At 68.5% G+C, this 21,203-nt stretch carries 21 protein-coding genes and 1 riboswitch; of the genes, 10 read left to right on the top strand and 11 right to left on the bottom strand.

From position 1 onward, the window contains the following. Positions 1–29: 29 nt before the first annotated feature. The 4 genes from G7043_RS34450 to trxA are packed head-to-tail and all read right to left on the bottom strand — an operon-like array spanning position 30 to position 1,381. A complete protein-coding gene (locus G7043_RS34450) occupies positions 30–299 on the bottom strand; it encodes a DUF4235 domain-containing protein (protein WP_166052828.1) in 270 nt (89 codons plus the stop codon). Then, entirely contained in the window at positions 296–583 is a 288-nt protein-coding gene (locus G7043_RS34455; protein WP_166052829.1) for a DUF3618 domain-containing protein, read from the bottom strand. The genes G7043_RS34450 and G7043_RS34455 overlap by 4 nt, the downstream gene beginning before the upstream one ends. Beyond that, positions 580–969 carry a phage holin family protein gene (locus G7043_RS34460; protein WP_166052830.1) on the bottom strand — a complete coding sequence of 130 codons (390 nt, stop codon included), beginning with the start codon at positions 967–969 and terminating at the stop codon, positions 580–582. The genes G7043_RS34455 and G7043_RS34460 overlap by 4 nt, the downstream gene beginning before the upstream one ends. Before the next feature lie 40 nt (positions 970–1,009). Then, a complete protein-coding gene (trxA, locus tag G7043_RS34465; protein WP_166052831.1) occupies positions 1,010–1,381 on the bottom strand; it encodes a thioredoxin in 372 nt (123 codons plus the stop codon). 135 nt (positions 1,382–1,516) lie between these two features. On the opposite strand from trxA, the gene G7043_RS34470 reads away from it, so the two are divergent. The 4 genes from G7043_RS34470 to G7043_RS34485 are packed head-to-tail and all read left to right on the top strand — an operon-like array spanning position 1,517 to position 5,635. Continuing rightward, positions 1,517–2,419 (top strand): ABC transporter substrate-binding protein, encoded by a 903-nt coding sequence (locus G7043_RS34470; protein WP_166052832.1) that lies wholly within the window; start codon positions 1,517–1,519, stop codon positions 2,417–2,419. Continuing rightward, the gene (locus G7043_RS34475) at positions 2,409–3,224 is read left to right on the top strand and encodes an amino acid ABC transporter permease (protein WP_166052833.1); all 816 of its coding nucleotides are present in this window, start codon (positions 2,409–2,411) and stop codon (positions 3,222–3,224) included. The genes G7043_RS34470 and G7043_RS34475 overlap by 11 nt, the downstream gene beginning before the upstream one ends. Beyond that, on the top strand, positions 3,211–3,969 hold the full coding sequence (locus G7043_RS34480; RefSeq protein ID WP_207312091.1) for an amino acid ABC transporter ATP-binding protein: 759 nt from the start codon (positions 3,211–3,213) through the stop codon (positions 3,967–3,969). Before G7043_RS34475 ends, G7043_RS34480 begins: the two co-directional genes overlap by 14 nt. 1 nt (position 3,970) lies before the next feature. Further along, positions 3,971–5,635 carry a PAS domain-containing protein gene (locus G7043_RS34485; RefSeq protein WP_166052835.1) on the top strand — a complete coding sequence of 555 codons (1,665 nt, stop codon included), beginning with the start codon at positions 3,971–3,973 and terminating at the stop codon, positions 5,633–5,635. Between the two features lie 663 nt (positions 5,636–6,298). Here the strand turns inward: G7043_RS34485 and G7043_RS34490 are convergent. Continuing rightward, positions 6,299–6,535, bottom strand: a complete 237-nt coding sequence (locus G7043_RS34490; protein WP_166052836.1) for a hypothetical protein — start codon at positions 6,533–6,535, stop codon at positions 6,299–6,301. Between the two features lie 394 nt (positions 6,536–6,929). Between G7043_RS34490 and G7043_RS34495 the strand changes: the two genes are divergently transcribed. From G7043_RS34495 to G7043_RS34515, 5 genes are all read left to right on the top strand, one after another. After that, positions 6,930–9,410 (top strand): chitobiase/beta-hexosaminidase C-terminal domain-containing protein, encoded by a 2,481-nt coding sequence (locus G7043_RS34495; RefSeq protein ID WP_207312092.1) that lies wholly within the window; start codon positions 6,930–6,932, stop codon positions 9,408–9,410. A 69-nt stretch (positions 9,411–9,479) separates the two neighbouring features. Then, a complete protein-coding gene (locus G7043_RS34500; RefSeq protein ID WP_166052837.1) occupies positions 9,480–9,872 on the top strand; it encodes a PPOX class F420-dependent oxidoreductase in 393 nt (130 codons plus the stop codon). Further along, a complete protein-coding gene (gene cbiE / locus G7043_RS34505; protein ID WP_166052839.1) occupies positions 9,853–11,007 on the top strand; it encodes a precorrin-6y C5,15-methyltransferase (decarboxylating) subunit CbiE in 1,155 nt (384 codons plus the stop codon). The genes G7043_RS34500 and cbiE overlap by 20 nt, the downstream gene beginning before the upstream one ends. After that, positions 11,004–11,744 (top strand): precorrin-4 C(11)-methyltransferase, encoded by a 741-nt coding sequence (cobM, locus tag G7043_RS34510; protein WP_166052840.1) that lies wholly within the window; start codon positions 11,004–11,006, stop codon positions 11,742–11,744. The genes cbiE and cobM overlap by 4 nt, the downstream gene beginning before the upstream one ends. Next, positions 11,741–12,463, top strand: a complete 723-nt coding sequence (locus tag G7043_RS34515; protein WP_207312093.1) for a cobalt-precorrin-6A reductase — start codon at positions 11,741–11,743, stop codon at positions 12,461–12,463. The genes cobM and G7043_RS34515 overlap by 4 nt, the downstream gene beginning before the upstream one ends. Here the strand turns inward: G7043_RS34515 and G7043_RS34520 are convergent. The 5 genes from G7043_RS34520 to G7043_RS34540 all read right to left on the bottom strand — a co-directional run bounded on the left by G7043_RS34520 (position 12,446) and on the right by G7043_RS34540 (position 16,730). Further along, the gene (locus tag G7043_RS34520; RefSeq protein WP_166052841.1) at positions 12,446–12,592 is read right to left on the bottom strand and encodes a hypothetical protein; all 147 of its coding nucleotides are present in this window, start codon (positions 12,590–12,592) and stop codon (positions 12,446–12,448) included. The genes G7043_RS34515 and G7043_RS34520 overlap by 18 nt on opposite strands. Before the next feature lie 25 nt (positions 12,593–12,617). Then, entirely contained in the window at positions 12,618–13,544 is a 927-nt protein-coding gene (locus G7043_RS34525) for a LysR family transcriptional regulator (RefSeq protein WP_166052842.1), read from the bottom strand. Between the two features lie 71 nt (positions 13,545–13,615). After that, complete coding sequence (locus G7043_RS34530) at positions 13,616–15,064, bottom strand: precorrin-2 C(20)-methyltransferase (protein ID WP_166052843.1); 1,449 nt, start codon at positions 15,062–15,064, stop codon at positions 13,616–13,618. After that, positions 15,061–15,681: a precorrin-8X methylmutase gene (locus G7043_RS34535; protein WP_166052845.1), complete on the bottom strand. Its 621-nt coding sequence runs from the start codon at positions 15,679–15,681 to the stop codon at positions 15,061–15,063. Before G7043_RS34535 ends, G7043_RS34530 begins: the two co-directional genes overlap by 4 nt. Next, positions 15,678–16,730 (bottom strand): hypothetical protein, encoded by a 1,053-nt coding sequence (locus tag G7043_RS34540; protein ID WP_166052846.1) that lies wholly within the window; start codon positions 16,728–16,730, stop codon positions 15,678–15,680. Before G7043_RS34540 ends, G7043_RS34535 begins: the two co-directional genes overlap by 4 nt. Before the next feature lie 11 nt (positions 16,731–16,741). Then, positions 16,742–16,871: riboswitch (cobalamin riboswitch) on the top strand. A gap of 35 nt (positions 16,872–16,906) precedes the next feature. On the opposite strand from G7043_RS34540, the gene cobN reads away from it, so the two are divergent. After that, a complete protein-coding gene (gene cobN / locus G7043_RS34545; protein ID WP_166052847.1) occupies positions 16,907–20,470 on the top strand; it encodes a cobaltochelatase subunit CobN in 3,564 nt (1,187 codons plus the stop codon). Between the two features lie 52 nt (positions 20,471–20,522). On the opposite strand, the gene G7043_RS34550 is transcribed toward cobN, so the two are convergent. Then, positions 20,523–21,203, bottom strand: coding sequence for a helix-turn-helix transcriptional regulator (locus G7043_RS34550; protein ID WP_166052848.1), 681 nt, complete (start codon positions 21,201–21,203; stop codon positions 20,523–20,525).

Below are 21,203 nucleotides of genomic sequence, written 5' to 3' on the forward strand. Positions count from 1 at the left end.
CTCGTTTCGCGGCGCTCAATGCTCGGCGCTCAATCCTCTTCGTCACCGGGCCATTCGCCGGTGAGCTTCTGGAAACCCTTGGCGCCGCCGCGGTCGATCGCGGCTTTCACCAGGCCGAAGATGGCTCCCTGCAACGCCGCGGCCAGCAGGACCTCACGCCAGGTGCGGTTCCGCATGGTGGCGCTGGGTGCTTCTTCGTCGCCCGCGACGAGTTTCCACACCTGGCCGAAGATCGCGGTCGCGAGGAAGCCTCCCAACGCGCCGAACAACATTCCCAGCGGGCGGTACAGGAACTTCATCCATTCCTCCTGGAAAGTTTCCAGATCACGAGGAGCACCGTGATCAGCACGGCCGCGATGGCCGCGGGGTGCCGGCGCGCCTTCTCGATCTGCGCGGCCACGGGTTCGGGCAGCGCGTCGACCGCCTGGTTGGTCGCGGCGGTCATCCGCACGACCGTCTCGTGGGCCTGCTCCTTGACCCGTCCGGGCACGTCCACCTTGTGCGCCAACGCTTCCACGGTCTCACCGAGCTCGCGGCGGGTCTGCTCGACGTCGCGCTGCAGCTGGTCTTTGGGATCGCTCATCGGTGGGCACTCTCCTTGATCGTCGCGATGTCCTGCTGGACGTTGTCCATCGCCTGGCGGGGCACCGGCGGAGCTGCCTGCTTGACCTGGCTCCTGCCCACGAGCGCGAAGATGCCCGCGAACAGCAGAAGGGCGGCCGCGACGATCAACGCGGCCGCCCACGGCGGTAGTACGAGTGCCAGCAGCAGGATCAGGCCAGCGACGACGCTGAGCCCGCCCCACCACGCGAACACGCCGGCCGCGCCGAACATCCCGGCGCCGACACCGGCGTGCTTGCCCTTGTCCTTCAGCTCCGCGACCGCGAGACGGATCTCATCGCGGGCGAGCCTGCTCACCTGCTCGGACAGCTGGTGGACCAGCTGCGCCGTCGACGTGTCGGTGTTCATGCCGATCGGCTACCCAAAGCCGATCGGGCGCAATCCCTGGTCAGCCCTGCTGGGCCTGAGCCTCCGCCACCTTCGCGTGAACCTCTTCCATGTTCACCTCACGCGCCTGCTCGATCAGGCTGTCCAGCGCGTTCCCGGGCAGCGCGCCCGGCTGCGAGAACAGCACGACGCCTTCGCGCACGATCATCAGCGTCGGGATCGAGCGGATCCCGAACGTCGCGGCCAGTTCCTGCTGCGCCTCGGTGTCGACCTTGCCGAACACGAGGTCGTCGTGCTTGTTCGACGCGGCCTCGTAGGTGGGCCCGAACGCGCGGCACGGGCCACACCACTCGGCCCAGAAGTCGACCAGGACGATGTCGGATCCGCCGACCACCTCGTCGAAGTTCTCCGTGGTCAGCTCGACCGTCGCCATGTGGTCCTCCTCGTTTGCTGGGGGTACTTGCTTCCAACGAAGCAGGTGTCAACGGAATTCCCCCGCGTGCCGCCGGTCACCCATCGCTTCAACTTTTTGTGGACGTCTTCAACTCGACGTTGTACGGTCCCCGCCATGATGCCGCGCCTGCTCGTGACCTCGCTGCTCGTACTGGGGCTCGCCGCCTGCGGGTCCACGTCTGACACCACGCAGACGTCCACGCCCCCGCCGTCCGACCTGGGCTCGGTCAAGAAGGACGACGCGCTCGCCGCGCTGGTGCCGCCCGCGATCGCGTCGGCCGGCACGCTCAAGGTCGGGTCGAACATCCAGAACCCGCCGAACAACTTCTACGACCAGGACGGCAAGACGCCGCTCGGGTCGGAGGTCGACCTGATCAAGGCGATCGCCGCCAAGCTCGGGCTCAAGGCCGAGCACAGCGACATGGCGTTCAGCTCCCTGATCACCAGCCTGGAGACCGGCCGCGTCGACGTGACGATGGCCGCGATGAACGACACCGCCGAGCGTCAGCAGAAGATCGACTTCGTCGACTACTTCACCTCCGGCATCACGATCATGGTGCAGAAGGGCAACCCGCAGGGCGTCAAGGGCCCCGACGACCTGTGCGGCAAGGGCATCGCGGTGAACCTGGGCAGCTCCCAGGAGCAGTTCGGCAAGGAGCAGAGCCAGAAGTGCGTCGCCGCGGGCAAGCCGGAGGTCCAGCTCAGCGTGACCGACAGCGACACCGGCAACCAGAACCAGCTGCGCACCGGTCGCGTCGCCGCGATCCTCAACGACCTGCCGACCGCCGTGTACGTCGCGAAGACCGCGGGTGACGGCCAGTACTTCGAGGTCGTGCCGCTCGCGCCGATCAACGGCGGCCCGTACGGCATCGGCGTGAACAAGCAGAACGCCAAGCTGTCCGAGGCGATCAAGGGCGCGCTGCAGTCGTTGATCGACGACGGCACCTACGACAAGATCCTCACCACCTGGGACATCAAGCAGGGTGCGATCACCAAGGCCGCGATCAATGGCAAGTGATGTGCGCTCTGATCTGGAGGTCGTGCCGCTGCGCCACCCCTGGCGGTGGTTCAGCGGCGCGGTGATCCTGCTGGTCATCGTCGGTCTCGGCTGGGCGATGGCCGAGGCGCAGATCCAGTGGGAGGACGTGCCGGGGTTCTTCACCCACCCCGTGATGCTCGAAGGCCTGCTCAACACCATCGTGCTCGCCGTGGCCGCGCAGGGCGGCGCGATCGTGCTCGGCGTGATCATCGCGTTGATGCGGCTGTCCGCGAACCCGGTCGCGCGGTGGTTCGCCGTCGGTTACATCTGGCTGTTCCGCGGGCTGCCGGTGCTGCTGCAGATCCTGATCTGGTTCAACCTCGCGCTGGTGTTCCAGAACATCAGCATCCCGATGCTGTTCTCCGTGCCCACCAACGTGGTGATGACCGCGTTCGTGGCGGCGCTGCTGGGGCTCGGCCTGAACGAGAGCGCCTACATGGCCGAGATCGTCCGCGCGGGCCTGAGCAGCGTCGACCCCGGCCAGACCGAAGCCGCCAAGTCGATCGGCATGACGCCGCTGACCACGCTGCGCCGAGTCGTGCTGCCGCAGGCGATGCGGGTGATCATCCCACCGACCGGCAACAACTTCATCAACATGATCAAGGGCACCTCGATGGCGTCGGTGATCGCTTTCCTGGAGCTCATCCACGCCGCGAACAACATCTCCTCGCGCAACCTGGAGATCATGGAAACCCTGTTCGCCGCCGCGGCCTGGTACCTCGTGATGGTGTCCCTCGCGTCGATCGGGCAGCACTACCTGGAGCGTGCGTATGGCCCTCGTTGAGGCGGTCGGGGTCCGCAAGTCGTTCGGTCACACCGAGGTGTTGCGCGGCATCGACCTGACCGTGGACCGCGGTGAGGTGGTCTGCCTGCTCGGGCCGTCCGGAGCGGGCAAGTCGACGTTCTTGCGCTGCGTGAACCACCTGGAGACCATCGACGCCGGCCGGATCTGGGTCGACGGCGTGCCCGTCGGGTTCCGTTCGTCCGGCGGGAAGTTGTTCGAGCTCCGCGAACGCGAAGTCGCTGCGCAGCGCCGTGACGTCGGGATGGTGTTCCAGCGGTTCAACCTCTTCCCGCACCGCACGGCGCTGGAGAACGTCATGGAAGGCCCGGTCCAGGTGCTGGGCCGGGGCCGCGCCGAGGTGCGCGCCGAGTCGTTGGCCCTGCTGGAACGGGTGGGCCTGGCCGAAAAGTCTGGTTCTTACCCGGCACAGCTGTCCGGCGGCCAGCAGCAACGTGTTGCGATCGCGCGCGCTCTGGCGATGAAGCCCAAGCTGATGCTGTTCGACGAGCCCACGTCCGCGTTGGACCCGGAGCTGGTCGGCGAGGTGCTCGACGTGATGACCTCGTTGGCCCGCGACGGCATGACGATGATCGTGGTCACTCACGAGATCGGCTTCGCCCGCTCGGTCGCCGACCGCGTGGTGTTCCTCGTCGACGGAGCCGTGGTGGAGAGCGGCACCCCGTCCGACGTGTTGGACAATCCGCAGCAGCCGCGCACGCAACAGTTCCTCGCAAAGGTGCTCTAAGTTGATCGACGCCTCGTACCTCGCCCAGTTCCGCGAACCGGAGGGGTACCTCGACTTCGCCCGCTTCGGCCCGCCGTCGCTCCCGGTGGTGACGGCCACCTCGCGCCTGATGGAACAGGCCTCGCTGGCCGGTCCATCCACAGTGGACACGCTGATGCGCGAGGAACAACGGGTGAAGGCCGCCGTCGCGCGGTTGACCCGTTCGGACACCGACCACGTCGCGCTGGTGCCGAACACGTCGATCGGCCTGTTCCAGGCGGCGTTCGGGTTGTCCGGCACGGTCATGTACTCGGCGTCGGAGTTCCCGTCCAACACCTATCCGTGGGTGCGGGCGGGCCTGCCGTCGGTGGTGTTCGAGGGGCCGGTCGCCCCGGCCGCGGTCGCAACTCGCTTGACAGACGAGGTTTCGGCTTTGTCAGTGTCCGCTGTGGACTTCCGGACCGGCTATCGCGCGGATCTGGCGGCGTTGCGCGAGGTCGTCGGCGACCGGCTGCTGATCGTGGACGGCATCCAGGGCTTCGGCGTGGTCGACGAACCGTGGGAGCTCGCCGACGTCCTGGTCGTCGGTGGCCAGAAGTGGCTGCGGGCAGGGTGGAGCACCGGTTTCGTGGTGCTGTCGGACCGGGCTTTGGAACGGTTGTCGCCTGTTTTGTCGGGTTGGACCGGCGCTGTGGACGCGGGCTTGTTCGACAACTCGGTGCACGACGCTGCTGCTGATGCCGCCTCCTGGAACATCACGAACCTCTCGCCGGTCGTGTCCGGTGCCTTCGCGGAGGCGCTGGAACTGGTCGAGCTCGCCGGGGTTTCGGCTTTGGAGTCCGCGGTTTCCGCGGTGGTCGCGGAGCTGGAGGAGATCGTGCTGTCGTGCGGCGGCAAGATCGTGTCCGCCCGCGAGCGCCGGGGCGGAATCCTGGCGTTCACCATGCCCGAGGCCGCTTCGGTGGTGGGTGAAGCCTTGAACGCCTTCGGGATCGCGGCCACCGTGCGCCCCGAGCACGTCCGGTTGTCGCCGCACGCCACGACCTCGCGCGGCACGGTGGAACGAGTGCGCGCGGCCTTGAAGTCGCTGTCCGGCTCGGCAGTGTCGCCGGTGCCGGCAGCGTTGTCGGCTCTGGTGCCGACGGTGGACTCGTTGGCGTCGGCTCTGGGACCGGACACCGAGGTCGTGGTGCACGACCTGTCCCGGCTGCCGAACTCGATCATCGCGATCGCCGGGTCGCTGACCGGCCGGCAGGTGGGCGGGCCGATGACCGACCTGTTGCTGGGGCTGGTGCGGCGCGGGACCACCACCGACATGCCCGGCTACGAGACGTACGCGCCGGACGGGCGGGCCATCTGGTCTTCGACGACGTTCGTGCGGGATGCGGCTGGGGTTGCGGTGGGCTGTTTGTGCGTCAACAAGCTGGCGGCGCACGAGGCTTCCGGGCCGGTGGAGTCGTTTCCGCAGGACGTGGACACGTTGCAACGGGTGTTGGTGGAGAAGGCGATCGCGGACGTGGGTGTGCCCGTTGAGCTGATGAAGAAGGTGCACAAGTCGCAGGTCGTGCGGGTGTTGGACGAGGCCGGGTTCTTCCTGATCAGGGACTCGGTCGACCACCTGGCGGGCGTCCTGGGGGTCACCCGCTACACGATCTACAACTACCTCAACGAGAACCGAGGGACCTGAGCGACCAGATGGCTGATTCCAAGGAGTGTGCCCGCACCCCCGCTGTTGCCGATGGCGTCTGCAAGTACCGCCAACTCAAGATCAGCCAGCGTTTTCCTACAGCCAACTCGCTGGCCGCCGTGGCGGCCGGTTCGTGGCGGCTGCCAGGTTCGCAGGGCAGTTGGGTGTAGTTAGCGGCGATTGGATCATGAGTTGGTGGTGAGCCTTTTCCAACTTGTTCGTGCTGGTCCGCGATGTTCCCTCACCAGCAGATCGGCCGCGCGGCACCTCTGGCGTCACCGCGGCCCACGAGCCGGATTCCGCACGTGATGAACGCGCTCCCACGCACACGCTGATGGCGAGTTGGTAGTAGAAAACTGCCGACGCAAGCGTTTGCTGATCACGTCAGCTACTACCAACTTCCCTCATCAACACCATGAGAGCGCGACCAGCCCGACACTCCCGCTCCGATGGCATGACCAGCTGAAACAGGATGGAAAAGGCTCGGTACTTGCAGACGCCAACAGGGCCATCCGCGGTCACTGCTTTGCGATGAAGCCGAGTAGCTGCTGCCAGGTGGGGGGCGAGAACGCGAGGACGTCGCCGCTCGCCTTCTCGGATTCCCGCAGGTTGAGTCACGGGGCATTGATGTCGTTGTGGCGGTGGGCCTTGCAGCCGGCGGACTCAACCCATGTTGATCGGCCGGTTGATGTACTGGCTCAGCTTCTGGCGTGTTCGTTCCACGTCCAACGCGACCTTCGACAGTTGCTTGAAGTGCTGCCTCGCCTTGGCGATCGCGCCGAGGTCCTGGACGAACACGCGCGTGCGGAGGTTGCCGGGCAGTTGCACGATGTACTCGTCGAACGCGTGCTGGTAGCGGCTCTTGAAGTCGTTGACGAAGTCGATGTCCTTGCCGCACATGGACAAGTACTGGGGGTGAGGTCGACCTCGCTGGCGCGCGCTTTGCCGTGCTCTACCGTGGAGATCTTGCTGGGTCCCAGCCGAGTTTCTTGGCGAGTTCGTGACCCTTGAGGCCCGTGCAGGTCTCGCGCAGGTGCCGGAGTTGGTCGCCCAGGTCCCTGCTGTAAGCCGTGGAGGCAGTCATACGCCAACGCTATGGCTTGTATTCGGTTCAAGCCTCTGCTCGTTCGGGTGAAAACAGTTCCGGTTCGGGTTCCGGTGGAGTGCTGGGCCTCTCCTGAAACTTTTGTCTTCCCTTCCCCGGCATCCGGGCTTTACCGTTCAAGGTGTGAGAGCGCTCTCAAAGGTGAGATGGCGGCGTGGACTTGCCGCCGTAGCGATTGCCCTGTCGTCATTGGCGACGGTCGGGGCTGCCCAGGCAGCCGACGACTACACGCAGAACGTGACCGCGATCGACGCGACTCAAGCTCGGATCAACTTCACGCCGACGACCCCTGCCCTGTACGTCGACGTGCACTACCTGATCACCGGCACGCCGCAGCAGAACTTCCGGATGACCAACAACGGCGGGACCTGGCAGAAGACCGTCGGGTCGCTGTCGGCCGGCACGGTGATCGACTACTGGTTCACCTACGAGAAGAGCGGGCCGCAGTACGACACGCCGCACTTCAGCTACACCCACAACAGCGCGCCGCAACCGGTCGCGACGCCGACGTTCAACCCGCCGGGTGGCACGTACGCGACGGCGCAGACGGTGACGATCTCCACCGCCACGTCCGGTGCGACGATCCGGTACACCACGGACGGGTCGACGCCGACCGCTAGCTCGCCTGTCTACAGCGGGCCGATCTCGGTGCCCAGCAACAGGACCGTCAACGCGATCGGCATCAAGGCCGGCCAGCCCAACTCGGCGGTCGGCAGTGCGTCGTACGTGATCGGGACGCCGGTTGCGACGCCGACGTTCAGTCCGCCGGGTGGGGCGTACGCGTCCGCGCAGACGGTGACGATCTCGACCACGACGTCCGGTGCGACGATTCGATACACAGTGGACGGATCGACGCCGACGGCCAGTTCGCCGGTGTACAGCGGGCCGATTTCCGTGTCCAGCAACAGGACTGTCAGCGCGATCGGCATCAAGTCGGGGCTGGCGAACTCGGCGGTGGCGAGCGCGACCTACACGATCGGCACGCAGCCGGGCTGCACGCAGCCGGACAACCCGAACTTCGGGCCGAACACGCGCGTTTTCGATCCGAGCATGTCCGCGCAGAGCATCCAGGCGCAGCTCGACACCGACTTCAACAACCAGAAGGACACGATCACCGCGCAGATGGCACCTCGCCGGGTCGCGCATCTGTTCAAGCCGGGCACCTACAACGTGCACGACGACGTCGGCTACTACACGTCGGTTTCGGGGCTCGGCAAGAACCCCGGCGATGTCGTGATCAACGGTGACATCACCGTGGACGCGTTCAACGAGTCGGACAAGGGTGTTGCGCTGCAGAACTTCTGGCGTTCGGCCGAGAACATGGCGGTCAACCCGAGCAACGGCACCAACCGCTGGGCGGTCGCGCAGGCGGCGCCGTTCCGTCGCATGGACATCCGCGGCAACCTGGCGCTCTACCCGGCAAGTTACGGGTTCGCGTCGGGTGGCTACACGGCTGACACGCGTGTGTCTGGCCAGACGGCGTCCATCTCGCAGCAGCAGTGGTACACGCGCGATTCCAACTACGGCAGTTGGAACGGCGGTGTGTGGAACATGGTGTTCTCCGGTACGCCGGGTGCGCCGCCGAACACGTTCCCGAACCCGCCCGAAACCACGCTAGCGACGACGCCTATCTCTCGTGACGTGCCGTACCTGTACTTCGAGAACGGCGCGTACAGGGTGTTCCTGCCGTCGCTGCGCACCAACGCTTCCGGTGCGTCGTGGGTCAACGGCGGTACGCCCGGCACGTCGTTGTCGATGAACCAGTTCTACGTCGTGAAGGCGGGCGACACCGCGGCCACGATCAACGCGGCGCTGGGCCAGGGCTGCAACCTGTTCTTCACGCCCGGCATCTACAACGTCAACCAGACGATCAACATCACCCGGCCTAACACCGTCGTGCTCGGCATCGGGTACGCGACGATCGTGCCGCAGAACGGCGTCACCGCGATGCAGGTCGCGGACGTCGACGGCGTGCGGATCAAGGGCATCCTGTTCGACGCGGGCACGACCCTGTCGAACTCGCTGCTGACCGTCGGGCCGGCCGGCTCGTCGGCGTCGCACGCGGCGAACCCGACGACGTTGCAGGACGTGTTCTTCCGGGTCGGCGGGGCGGTCGCGGGCAAGGCGACCAACAGCCTGGTCGTCAACAGCAACCACACGATCATCGACCACACCTGGGTGTGGCGCGCCGACCACGGCAACGCCGGCACGTGGGGCTGGAACGAGGCGATCGGTGACACCGGCGTGGTCGTGAACGGCAACGACGTGCTGGCCACCGGGTTGTTCGTCGAGCACTATCAGAAATACCAGGTGATCTGGAACGGCGAGCGCGGGCGGACGATCTTCTTCCAGAACGAGATGCCCTACGACGTGCCGAACCAGGCGTCCTGGAACAGGCCGAACGGGCAGGCCGGGTATGCGGCCTACAAGGTCGGCGACAACGTCACCACGCACGAGGCGTGGGGGCTCGGCAGCTACTGCTTCTTCAACGTCAACCCGTCGGTGCGGGCCGAGAACGCGTTCGAGGTGCCCAACCGGCCCGGGGTGAGGATGCACAACCTGCTGACCGTCTCGCTCAACTACCAGGGAACGATCACGCACGTGGTGAACGACGTGGGTGGGGTGACACCGCCGGGGACTGTGCCGGTGAACGTCGTCAGTTACCCGTAGTAGCACTCGAATGACGGCCCGTCGGTGATTGCCGGCGGGCCCGATTTCGTTTCAGGGGCGTGGCATTGCATGATGCGTGACATGTCGATCGAGCGGGGCGCCGAGTTCGCCGAGTTCTGGGCCGAGCGGCACCTGTGCACGCTGTCCACCGTGCGTCCGGACGGGACCCCGCACGTCGTGCCGGTCGGGGTGACGCTCGACCAGGAGAACGGCATCGCGCGGATCATCACGCACGGGGCGTCCTGGAAGGTCAAGCACGTGCGCAAAGCCGGGTACGCGGCGGTGTGCCAGGTGGACGGTCGGCGCTGGTCCACGGTGGAGGGTCCGGCGGTCATTCGTGACGACGCGGAATCCGTCGACGAGGCCGTGCGGCGGTACGCACTGCGCTACAAGCAGCCTCGGGTCAACCCGGAGCGCGTGGTGATCGAGATTCAGGTGAAGCGTGTCACCGGAACCGTCTGACCGCGCTGATGTCGTCGTCGTCGGCATCGGTGCCGACGGGTGGGACGGGCTGTCGCCCGCCGCGCAACAGGCGGTGCGCGGCGCGAAGGTGCTGATGGGCTCGCGGCGGCAGCTCGATCTGGTGCCCGGCGAGTTCGAGCGGGTCGCGTGGCCGTCGCCGCTGGTGCCGGCGTTGCCCGCGTTGTTCGAGAAGTACCGCGACGTGTGCGTTTTGGCTTCGGGCGATCCGATGTTCCACGGGATCGGTACGACTTTGGTCCGTTTGCTGGGTTCGCGGGTTACGGTGATTCCGCACCCGTCGTCGGTGTCGCTGGCGTGTGCGCGGCTCGGGTGGGCGTTGAACGAGGTCGAGGTCGTCTCGCTGGTCGGGCGGCCCGCTGACCTGCTGCGGCCCGCGTTGACGCCGGGACGCCGGGTGCTCGTGCTGGGCGGGGATCCGGCGGTCGTGGCCGGGATCGCCGGGCCGATCACCGTGCTGGAGCAGTTGGGTGGGCTTGCCGAGCGGGTCTACCAGTGGTCCGGGGAGGTTGCGGACCCGTTGTGCGTCATCGCGATCGAGTGCACCGGGAGTGCGTATTCGCGGGTGCCGGGGTTGCCGGACGACGCTTACGAGACCGATGGCCAGCTGACGAAGCGTGAGGTGCGGGCGATTTCGCTGTCGACACTGGGGCCGTTGCCGGGCCAGCTGTTGTGGGACGTCGGGTCCGGGTCGGGTTCGATCGCGATCGAGTGGTCGCGGACGCATCCGACGTGCCGGGCGATCGCGGTGGAGCAGTCCGCTGAGCGGGCTGAGCGGATCATGCGCAATGCCGCTTCCTTGGGGGTTCCCGGGGTCGAGGTCCACATCGGACGGGCACCGGAGGCGTTGGAGGGGCTGGAGAAGCCCGATGCGATCTTCATCGGTGGCGGGCTGACGGTTCCCGGCGTGATGCAGACGTGCTGGGACGCGCTGGGCGCCGGTGGGCGGCTGGTGGTCAACGCCGTGACGCTGGAGTCCGAGGCCGTGGTGGCGCAGTGGTACGCGAAGGTCGGTGGTGACCTGGTGCGGATCTCGGTGAACCGGGGTTCGGCGGTCGGCAAGTTCACCGGGTGGCGGCCGCACATGCCCGTGACGACGTGGAGCGTGACCAAGTGACTGTGCACTTCATCGGCGCTGGTCCGGGGGCCGCCGACCTGATCACGGTGCGCGGGCGGGACCTGATCGCCGCGTCGCCGGTGTGCCTGTACGCGGGTGCGCTGGTGCCCGTCGAGCTGCTGGACTTCTGCCCGGACGGCGCGCGGAAGGTCGACACCGCCGAGCTGACGCTGGACGAGATCGTCGCGGAGCTCGCCGCCGCTGACGAGCAGGGCCTGGAGGTGGCACGGCTGCACTCCGGGGATCCCGCCGTGTTCAGCGCCATGGCCGAGCAGATGCGCCGGCTGGACGCGCTGGGCATTGCTTACGACGTCACACCGGGCGTGCCCGCGTTCGCGGCTGCGGCGGCGTCGCTGCGGCGCGAACTGACCGTGCCGGGTGTCGGCCAGACGGTGATCCTGACCCGGACGTCGCAGCGCGCCACGCCGATGCCGCCTGGCGAGGACCTGGACACGTTGGGGCGTTCGCACGCCACTCTCGTGCTGCACCTGGCTGTGCAGCGGATTTCCGAGGTCGTCGCGGAGCTGGTGCCGAACTACGGTGTGGACTGCCCGGTCGCGGTGGTCGCGTACGCCTCCCGTGAGGACGAGATCGTGTTGCGGGGCACGCTGGACGACATCGCCGCGCAGGTCGAGGCCGCCGGGATCAAGCGGACCGCGGTGATCATCGTGGGCACCGTGCTGGGCGCGACCCAGTTCCCGGACAGCCACCTGTACTCGGCCACGCGCGTTCGATGATCCTGATCCTCGGCGGGACGGGCGAGGCGCGCGAGCTGGCGGCCCGCGTTCCGGCGATCTCGTCGTTGGCCGGGCGGGTAAGTGCGCCGCGTCTTCCGGCCGGTGAGGTACGGGTCGGCGGGTTCGGCGGCGTGGACGGGCTCACGCAGTGGTTGCGGGACAACGACATCCACGCCGTTGTCGACGCCACGCACCCGTTCGCGCGGCAGATCACGGCCAACGCGTTCGAGGCCTGCGGGCGGGCCGGTGTGCCGTTCCTGATCCTGCGGCGGCCCGGGTTCACTCCGCAGGAGGGCTGGCTGTGGGTGGACAGCGTGACGGAGGCGGCGCGTCACCTGCCCGGCTCGAGGGTGTTCCTCACCACCGGACGGCAGGACCTCGCCGAGTTCGCCGCCTGCCCTCAGTGGTTCCTGGCGCGGATGGTCGAGCCGCCGGAACCTCCGATGCCGCAACGGATCGAGGTCCTGCTGTCACGCGGTCCGTTCACCGTGGACGGTGAGCTGGAGCTGATGCGGTCACGCGAGATCGACGTGCTGGTCACCAAGGACAGCGGCGGCTCGATGACCTCGGCCAAGCTGGAGGCCGCGGCTCAGCTCGGTGTTCCGGTCGTGATCGTGCGCAGGCCACCGCTGCCGCCCGCCGAGGTGGTGCCCACGGTGGAGGACGTGCTGCGCTGGCCGGGACTCGCCGGAACCGGAAGGTCAGGACTGCTCGGGTAACTCGGTCCGGTCCGGTGCGGCCTGCACCAGGATGACGTATTCCACGGGGCTGGACGCCACCGCGGGGGTGGCCATCAGTGCTGTGGCGACGAGTGCCACGACCGCGCTTGCGGCAACTGCGACCTTCATCTTCATCTCCTCGTACTCGCGACAGTCAGATCTGCATCAAACCCCAGGACGGGCGCCACGTCTGCCCGCTGAGCGGCGGCAGGTTCCTCAGGTGGTCGATGATCGGCCGCAATCCGGGATGCGCGTTCTCCGGCAGCAGCAACGAGATCGGGTAGACGAGCAGCGGATCAACGATCGGGATGCGGCGCAGGTCGTAGCCCGCCGGCCAGAGGTACCGGTCGCGCGCGCCGACGAGCGTGGCCACGTCGGCGGACTCCGCGAGGGTGTCGAGCAGCACCTCGTTGCCGAAGTGCGGGCCCGCCCCGTCGACGCGCAGGTCGAACGTGGTGGCGAGCTGGTCGTAGAAGTCCGCCCACTCGCTGCGGGGCGCGATTCCCGGCACCCAGATCCGGTGCCGGCGCAGCTCGGCCGGCGTCAGGCTGTTCGCCGACGCCAGCGGATGCCTTGGTCCGACGAGGAGTTCGAGCGGGGAGTCGAACGCGTGGATCATGCGTACGTCGTGCGGGAGCGCGGCCGGCTCGGTGACGGTGCGGAACGAGGCGTCGACCTCGCCTGACCGGAGGGCGGCGACCACCGCGCGCGGGTCGTTCTCCCTGAGGGTCACCACGTCGAGGTGGATGCCGGGACGCGATCGCCAGTACTCGTGCAGGACGACGGCCTGCGCGCTGCGGAAGCCGAGCACGTCGATCCGGAGGGCACCCGGTGTGATCGCGGTGATGGCGCGGTCGACGCCCGTGACGATGCCCCGTGCGTGCGGCAGGAACGCCTGACCGTCCAAGGTCAGCTCGACACCTCGGGCGGTGCGGGTGAACAGCTGGACGCCGAGCCGCCGTTCCAGGGTGGCGATCCGCTTCGACACGGCCTGTTGCGTCACGCCCAGCTCGTCGGCCGCGTGTTGCAGCTGCCCGAGCTCCGCCGCGAGGACGAACGATCGCACTGCCTCGGTGTCCATGGCACGAGCCTAGGCAGGTCCAACCGATCGTTGTGGCTCGCCGGGAGGCGGTTGTTTGATCTTGCCGCTGCTCAGGACGGATAGCGGCGCGGCGTGAAGACCACGCCCGCGTCCGTCACGATGGTCTGCGACGAGCCGATGATCAGCAGGCAGCGCATGTCGATCGTGTCCGGGTCGAGGGTGCCGAGCGTCAGCACGCGGATCTCCTCCTCGGGGCCGCCGACGTCGCGTCCGACGACGACCGGGGTCTCCGGTTCGCGGTGCTGCAGCAGGAGATCCCGCATGTCCGCGACCTGGTGCGTGCGGGCCTTGGACGCCGGGTTGTAGATCGCGATCACCAGATCGGCCTTGGCGGTGGCGCTGAGGCGTTCGGCGATGACGTCCCACGGCTTGAGCCTGTCGCTCAGCGAGATCACCGCGTAGTCGTGGCCGAGCGGGGCGCCTGCCTTGGCCGCGACGGCGTTCGCGGCGGTGACGCCGGGGATGACCCGCACCGGGATGTCGTCGGCTTCCGCGGCGACCTCCAGCACGGCGGTGGCCATCGCGAAGACGCCGGGGTCGCCGGACGACACGACGGCGACGCGGGAGCCGCGGCGGGCCAGGTCCAGGGCGAAGGCGGCGCGTTCCGACTCGACCTGGTTGTGGGAGGCGTGTTTGGTCTGGCCGGGGCGGTCGGGGACGCGGTTGAGGTAGGTGGAGTAGCCGACCAGTTCGTCGGCGGCCTCGAGTTCCTGGCGGGCTTCCGGGGTGAGCCACGCCCGCGAGCCGGGCCCGAGGCCGATCACCACGACTTCGCCCTTGTCGCGCGCGGGCTTGGAATGGCTGGGGAGCAGGGCCAGGGAGAAGTACGGGACGGTGTCCGGGTCCACGTCGGCCAGGGGCGAGGTCCGCTGGCGGCCGGTGGTGGCGCGCTCGACGTACCAGGCGTTGTCGAGGCGGCCTGCTTCGTCGAGGGCCTGCTTCACGTTGCCGAACGTGCGGCCCAGCTTGAGGATCGCCGCCGAGTCGGTGTCGGCGAGGCGTGCGGCGAGTTCGGCGGGAGGCAGGGTGCCGGGCAGGATCGTCAGGACCTCGTCGCGTTCCACCAGCGGGGTGCCGAGGACCGCACTGGCGCCGCTGACGCTCGTCACGCCGGGGACCACTTCCCATTCGTAACGGTCTTTCAGACGTTTGTGCATGTGCATGTAGGAGCCGTAGAAGAACGGGTCTCCGGCGGCGAGGACGACGACGTCGCGGCCGGCGTCGAGGTGGGCGGCGAGCGTGGCCGCGGCCTCCTCGTAGAAGGCGTCGATCTCGCCCTGGTAGTCGTCCGTGTCCTCGGTCGTCACCGGGTAGACGAGCTGTTCCATGATCTGGTCGTCACGGAAGTACGGCTGCGCAATGGTTTTCGCGACTGACCTGCCGTGCCGGGCGCTGTGGAACGCGACGACGTCGGCTTCCTTGATGAGTCGCGCGGCCTTGACCGTCACGAGTTCGGGGTCGCCGGGACCCAGGCCGACGCCGTAGAGCTTGCCCGTCATTCTTCCTCGCTCGCGATCGCGTTGATGGCCGCTGCCGTCATGGCGCTGCCGCCGCGCCGGCCGTGCACCACGAGGTGCTCCAGGTCCGTTGCGGCCAAAGCTTCCTTGGACTCCTGCGCGCCGATGAACCCGACCGGGATGCCCAGGACCGCGGCGGGCCTGGGCGCGCCTGCGTTGATCAGGTCGATCAGGTGGAACAGCGCGGTGGGGGCGTTGCCGATCGCGATCACGGCGCCTTCGAAGCGGTCTTGGAGGAGCTCCAAGGCGGCGGCGCTGCGGGTGTTGCCGATGGTCTTCGCCAGCTCGGGCGTGCGCGGATCCTGGAGGTGGCAAAGGACTTCGTTGTCCTTCGGCAGGCGGCGGCGGGTCACGCCGGACGCGACCATGTTGGCGTCGCAGAGGATGGGCGCGCCCGCTTGGAGTGCCGCGCGGGCGTGGCGGACGACGTTCGGCGAGAAGGCGACGTCGTTCGGCAGGTCGGTCATGCCGCACGCGTGGATCATGCGGACGACGACTTTCGCGACGTCGTCGGGGAACCTGGTGAGGTCCGACTCCGCGCGGATGGTGGCGAAGGACTGGCGGTAGATCTCCGCGCCGTCCTTGATGTACTGCGTCAACGGATCTCCTCGTAGCCGTCGCCGGTCGCGACGAACTCGATCACATCGCCGGCGGGACGACCACAGCGGCGTGAGCAACCCGACCAGTGCACGGGGCGCCGAATCGATTCTGACTGGCGGGCCCCCTGGGGGGATCGGGTCCCCACTCCTATCGTCTCAGGCGGGTCTGACAATTCCTGGCGGTCGAGCCAGTCGCGCACGTCGGAGCGCACGTCGGACAGCGATTTCGCGCAGCCGGGGCGGCCGGTGCAGGCGCTCACGCCGTGCCACGGGGACGCCGGGTCGGTGATCAGGCCGGAGACGTCGGTGCCGGCGGGCACGACCAGGCTGCGCCACGGGGTCAGGCGGAGTTGGACGCCCGGAAGCTGGTGCGCGTCGAGCCTGCCGAGCGGGACTCCGGGAGTGGTGAGCGAAGGTGCGACAGGCGTCACAGTCGGGGTGATGCGCGGGGCGTCGGTGGCGCCGAAGTGCTCGGTGATCTTTCGCACACCGTCGTCCACTTCGGACAGGCGCCAAGCGGTGCCGCGCAGCTGCTGGAACAGGCGCGCGGCCACCAGGACGGCGTCGACCGGGTTGGAAACCCGCACGCCTGTGTCGGTTCCGGCGAGCAGGAGCACGTCGTCGACCAGCCCGAAGTCGCCGCCCAGCCCGCTCACCGAGCCACCCACCGTGACCAGGAATCGCCCCGGCAGCGAGGCCAGCGCCGGGTCCGCGCACAGGGCCGCGTCGATCTCGTCGACCAGCGCCTGGTTGTCCTCCAAGGGCGCGGCGATGATGTTGCGGATACGTTCGTGGGTGGCGGACGGCAGCAGACCCGCCGCAGCCAGCCGCGCACCCAGCTCCACACCGTCCGCGACCCCTCTGAGCTGCAGGTTCGCCCGCGAGGTCAGCTCGATGACGCCGGAACCCAACTCGAGTACCGCGAGCCGCACGACGTCCCACTGAGCAGCGGAAAGAGTGCCGCCCGGCACCCGGATGCGCGCCAGCCCGCCGTCGGCCGCGGCATGCAGCTCGACGGCGCCGGGGCAGGCGTCCGGGTGACTACGCATAGGTCGGACTGTAGCTCGCCGGTTAGGGTGAGCCCGAACGACGAAGCGCAGGAGGAAGCCGGTGTGAATCCGGCGCGGTCCCGCCACTGTGACCAGCGAACTCGCTGGGAGTCAGGAACTCCGCTTCCGAGTCACCCGCACTTTGGGGCGAGGACCCCACGAGGGATGGAGCCTGCGTGATCCTGCTGCTGTCGACCTCCGACACCGACCTGCTGTCGGCGCGTGCGAGCGGTGCCGAGTACCGCCTCGGCAACCCCGCGCGCCTCACCGCCGACGACCTTCCCGCGCTCGTCCAGGACGTCAGCCTGGTGCTGGTGCGCATCCTCGGCGGGCGGCGGATGTGGGAGGAAGGGCTCGACTGGCTGCTCGCCAGCGGGTTGCCCGTGGTGGTGCTGGGCGGTGAGCAGCAGCCCGACGCGGCGCTGATGGAGCTGTCGACGGTGCCCGGTGGCGTGTGTGCCGAGGCACACCTCTATCTCGCGCACGGTGGGCCGGCGAACCTAACCGAGCTGCACAAGTTCCTGTCGGACACCGTGCTGCTGACCGGCCACGGCTTCGAAGCTCCCACGGCCACGCCCACGTGGGGTGTGCTCGAACGGGAAACCACGGGTGAAGGCCCGACGGTCGCGGTTCTCTACTACCGCGCGCATCACGTGGCCGGGAACACGGCGTTCGTGCACGCGTTGTGCGACGCGATCGAGGCCAAGGGCGGCAAGCCGCTGCCGGTCTACTGCTCGTCGCTGCGCACCGCCGAGCCCGAGCTGCTCGACACGTTGCGCCAGGCCGACGCGTTGATCGTGACGGTGCTCGCGGCCGGTGGCACGAACCCGGCGAAGGCGTCCGCCGGTGGCGACGACGACGCGTGGGACGTGGGGGCGCTCGCCGCGCTCGACGTGCCGATCCTGCAGGGGTTGTGCCTCACGTCGAGCCGCGAGTCGTGGGATGAGAACGACGACGGACTGTCTCCTTTGGACACCGCGACCCAGGTCGCGATCCCGGAGTTCGACGGCCGGATCATCACGGTTCCCTTCTCGTTCAAGGAGATCGACTCCGACGGCCTCACCGTCTACGTCGCCGATCCGGAACGGTCGCTGCGCGTCGCGGGCATCGCGGTCCGCCACGGCAAGCTGCGCCACATTCCCGTGCGGGACCGCAAGATCGCGGTGATGTTGTCGGCGTACCCGACCAAGCACTCCCGCATCGGCAACGCGGTCGGCCTGGACACGCCGGCGTCGACCGTGCGGCTCCTCAAAGCCATGCAGGAGCACGGCTACGACATCGGCGACGAGCTGCCGGGTGTCGCGGAACTGGACGGCGACGCGTTGATCCACGCGCTGATCGCCGCCGGTGGCCAGGACGCGGACTGGCTGACGCAGGAGCAGTTCGAGAGCAACCCCGTGCGCATCGCGGCGGCCGACTACCGGGCGTACTACGAGACGTTGCCCGAGGACTTCCGCGAGTCGATGCAGGAGCACTGGGGCGAGGCGCCGGGTGAGCTGTTCGTCGACCGCAGCAAGTCCAAGGACGGCGAGATCGTGCTGGCCGCGTTGCGGTCGAACAACGTCGTCGTGATCGTGCAGCCGCCGCGCGGGTTCGGCGAGAACCCGATCGCGATCTACCACGACCCGGACCTGCCGCCGTCGCACCACTACCTCGCGGCGTACCGGTGGATCGAGTCGTCGTTCGGCGCGGACGCGGTCGTGCACGTCGGCAAGCACGGCAACCTGGAGTGGTTGCCCGGCAAGACCGTCGGCATGTCGGCGTCCTGCGGCACGGACGCGGCGCTCGGAGACCTGCCGCTGATCTACCCGTTCCTCGTCAACGACCCCGGTGAGGGCACGCAGGCGAAGCGGCGCGCACACGCCACGCTGGTCGACCACCTGGTGCCGCCGATGGCCCGCGCGGACAGCTACGGCGACATCGCGCGGCTGGAGCAGCTGCTCGACGAGTACGGCAACATCTCCGCGATGGACCCGGCGAAGCTGCCGGCGATCCGCGCGCAGATCTGGACGCTGATCCAGGCCGCGAAGCTCGACCACGACCTGGGCCTCGACGACCGGCCGCACGACGCCGAGTTCGACGAGTTCCTGCTGCACGTCGACGGCTGGCTGTGCGAGGTCAAGGACGTCCAGATCCGCGATGGCCTGCACATCCTCGGCGAGGCGCCCACCGGCAGCGTCCGGGTCAACCTCGTGCTCGCGATGCTGCAGGCGCGGCAGATGTGGGGCGGCCAGGTCGCCGCGCTGCCGGGGCTGCGGGAAGCGCTGGGACTCACGACGACCGCGCGTGAAGACGTTGACGCCGTTGAGGAACAGGCCCGCGCCCTCGTCCAGGCGATGGAAGACGCGGGCTGGGACCGTGCCGCGGCCGCTGGTCTGCACGAGTCCGAGGACGTGCGGAAGATCCTGGAGTTCGCGGCCGTCGAGGTCGTGCCCAGGCTCGCCCGCACCACGGACGAGATGACGAACGTGCTGCACGCGTTGGACGGCGGCTACATCCCGGCCGGCCCGTCGGGTTCGCCGTTGCGCGGCCTGGTGAACGTGCTGCCGACCGGCCGCAACTTCTACTCGGTCGACCCGAAGGCCATCCCGTCGCGCCTCGCCTGGGAGACCGGCCAGGCGATGGCGGACTCGCTGCTCGCCAGGTACCGCGACGAGAACGACGGCGAATGGCCGCCGTCCGTCGGCCTTTCGGTCTGGGGCACGTCCGCGATGCGCACGGCCGGCGACGACATCGCCGAGGTGTTCGCGCTGCTGGGCGTGCGACCGGTGTGGGACGACCAGTCCCGCCGCGTCACCGGCCTGGAAGTGATCGCGCTGGAGGAACTGGGCAGGCCGCGCATCGACGTCACGGTCCGGATCTCCGGGTTCTTCCGCGACGCGTTCCCGCACGTGGTGTCCCTTTTGGACGATGCGGTGCAGCTGGTGGCGTCACTCGACGAGCCCGCGGACCAGAACTTCGTGCACGCGCACAAGGTCGCCGACCTCGCGGAACACGGTGACGAGCGCAGGGCGACGCTGCGGATCTTCGGCTCCAAGCCGGGCGCGTACGGCGCGGGCGTGCTGCCGCTGATCGACAGCCGCAACTGGCGCGACTCGTCGGACATCGCCGAGGTCTACGCGGTGTGGGGCGGGTACGCGTACGGCCGCGGGGTCGACGGTGTCGCGGCGCGCGAGGACATGGAGTCGGCGTACCGGCGGATCGCGGTGGCGGCCAAGAACATCGACACCCGCGAGCACGACATCGCCGACTCGGACGACTATTTCCAGTACCACGGCGGCATGGTCACGATGGTGAAGGCGCTGACGGGCAAGGCGCCCGCCGCGTACGTCGGTGACAGCACGCGTCCCGAGGCGGTCCGGACCCGCACGCTGACCGAGGAGACTTCACGGATCTTCCGGGCCCGCGTGGTGAACCCGCGCTGGGTCGGGGCGATGCGCCAGCACGGGTACAAGGGCGCGTTCGAGCTGCAGGCGACGGTCGAGTACCTGTTCGGGTACGACGCCACGACCGGCGTGGTCGCGGACTGGATGTACGAGAAGCTGACCGAGACGTACGTGCTCGACCCGGAGACCCGCAAGTTCCTGCAGACCTCGAACCCGTGGGCGTTGCACGGCATCGCCGAGCGCCTGCTGGAGGCGGCGGAGCGCCAGATGTGGGAGCACCCGGAGCCCGCCACCCTCGACGCCCTCCGCGCCGCCTACCTGGAAACCGAGGGCGACCTGGAAGACGGCGCCTGATCCTCACTCGTCCGGCCCAACGTGTGTGGACACGCGGGGGCCCCGCGTGCCCTCATTCGGCACGCGGGGACCCCGCGTGCCGCTCGGAAACACGATCGAGGCGGACGCAGCAGTTGGGTGGTGACGGAGAGAGATGGGCGGTGTGCGTTGTTGACGCCAGGCCGTCCAGCAGGCCGCTGATCAGACAGAGGTTCATCCCGCACACCAGTTGAGTGTGTTTTTGGGCGAGGCTGTGGAACGGGCAGTTGCCCAGCACGACCGTCGTGCCGTCCTGCCGCGGTTCGAAGCCGAGGTTCTCCAGCGCCTGGACGACGTCACCGTTCGCCGTGGAAGCCAGGTCCTCGCCCCACTCGTACGCGCGCCGGTTCAGGATCTCGCGCGGCGGTTCGCCCGTGGTCTGGGCTTCCAGCAGCGAGTCGGTGAGCAGGTGGCTCGCTGCCTCGTACCGTCGATCCGGCAGCGACACCTCGATCTGCTCGCCGGACCGCAGGTAGAGCTTCGCCGGCCGTCCCGCGCCCGGCCCGGTCCGGCCCGAGCGCCGTTCGTGGACCACGTCCAGCAGCCCCATCTCGACCAGCTTGTCGAGGTGGAACGCGGCGGTCGTGCGCGGCAGTCCGATGGCCTCGGAGGCCTCGTCCTTGCTGATGGGCGCGGTTTGGCGCGCCACGAAGTCGTAGAGCTTGCGCCGGTTCGGCTCGTCGAGGGCCGCGACGGCGGCGACGTGGTCGGCCAT

The organism is Lentzea alba, assembly GCF_011067745.1.
Taxonomy (GTDB): domain Bacteria; phylum Actinomycetota; class Actinomycetes; order Mycobacteriales; family Pseudonocardiaceae; genus Lentzea; species Lentzea alba.

Bases quoted from the DNA above. Each gene is read 5' to 3' on its own strand.
- trxA (WP_166052831.1), bottom strand. From the start codon at position 1,381: ATGGCGACGGTCGAGCTGACCACGGAGAACTTCGACGAGGTGGTCGGC.
- G7043_RS34450 (WP_166052828.1), bottom strand. From the start codon at position 299: ATGAAGTTCCTGTACCGCCCGCTGGGAATGTTGTTCGGCGCGTTGGGA.
- G7043_RS34515 (WP_207312093.1), top strand. From the start codon at position 11,741: ATGATCCTGATCCTCGGCGGGACGGGCGAGGCGCGCGAGCTGGCGGCC.
- G7043_RS34530 (WP_166052843.1), bottom strand. From the start codon at position 15,064: ATGACGGGCAAGCTCTACGGCGTCGGCCTGGGTCCCGGCGACCCCGAA.
- G7043_RS34525 (WP_166052842.1), bottom strand. From the start codon at position 13,544: ATGGACACCGAGGCAGTGCGATCGTTCGTCCTCGCGGCGGAGCTCGGG.
- G7043_RS34490 (WP_166052836.1), bottom strand. From the start codon at position 6,535: ATGTGCGGCAAGGACATCGACTTCGTCAACGACTTCAAGAGCCGCTAC.
- G7043_RS34460 (WP_166052830.1), bottom strand. From the start codon at position 969: ATGAACACCGACACGTCGACGGCGCAGCTGGTCCACCAGCTGTCCGAG.
- G7043_RS34520 (WP_166052841.1), bottom strand. From the start codon at position 12,592: ATGAAGGTCGCAGTTGCCGCAAGCGCGGTCGTGGCACTCGTCGCCACA.
- G7043_RS34480 (WP_207312091.1), top strand. From the start codon at position 3,211: ATGGCCCTCGTTGAGGCGGTCGGGGTCCGCAAGTCGTTCGGTCACACC.
- G7043_RS34455 (WP_166052829.1), bottom strand. From the start codon at position 583: ATGAGCGATCCCAAAGACCAGCTGCAGCGCGACGTCGAGCAGACCCGC.
- G7043_RS34470 (WP_166052832.1), top strand. From the start codon at position 1,517: ATGATGCCGCGCCTGCTCGTGACCTCGCTGCTCGTACTGGGGCTCGCC.
- G7043_RS34540 (WP_166052846.1), bottom strand. From the start codon at position 16,730: ATGCGTAGTCACCCGGACGCCTGCCCCGGCGCCGTCGAGCTGCATGCC.
- G7043_RS34500 (WP_166052837.1), top strand. From the start codon at position 9,480: ATGATGCGTGACATGTCGATCGAGCGGGGCGCCGAGTTCGCCGAGTTC.
- G7043_RS34475 (WP_166052833.1), top strand. From the start codon at position 2,409: ATGGCAAGTGATGTGCGCTCTGATCTGGAGGTCGTGCCGCTGCGCCAC.
- G7043_RS34550 (WP_166052848.1), bottom strand. From the start codon at position 21,203: ATGGCCGACCACGTCGCCGCCGTCGCGGCCCTCGACGAGCCGAACCGG.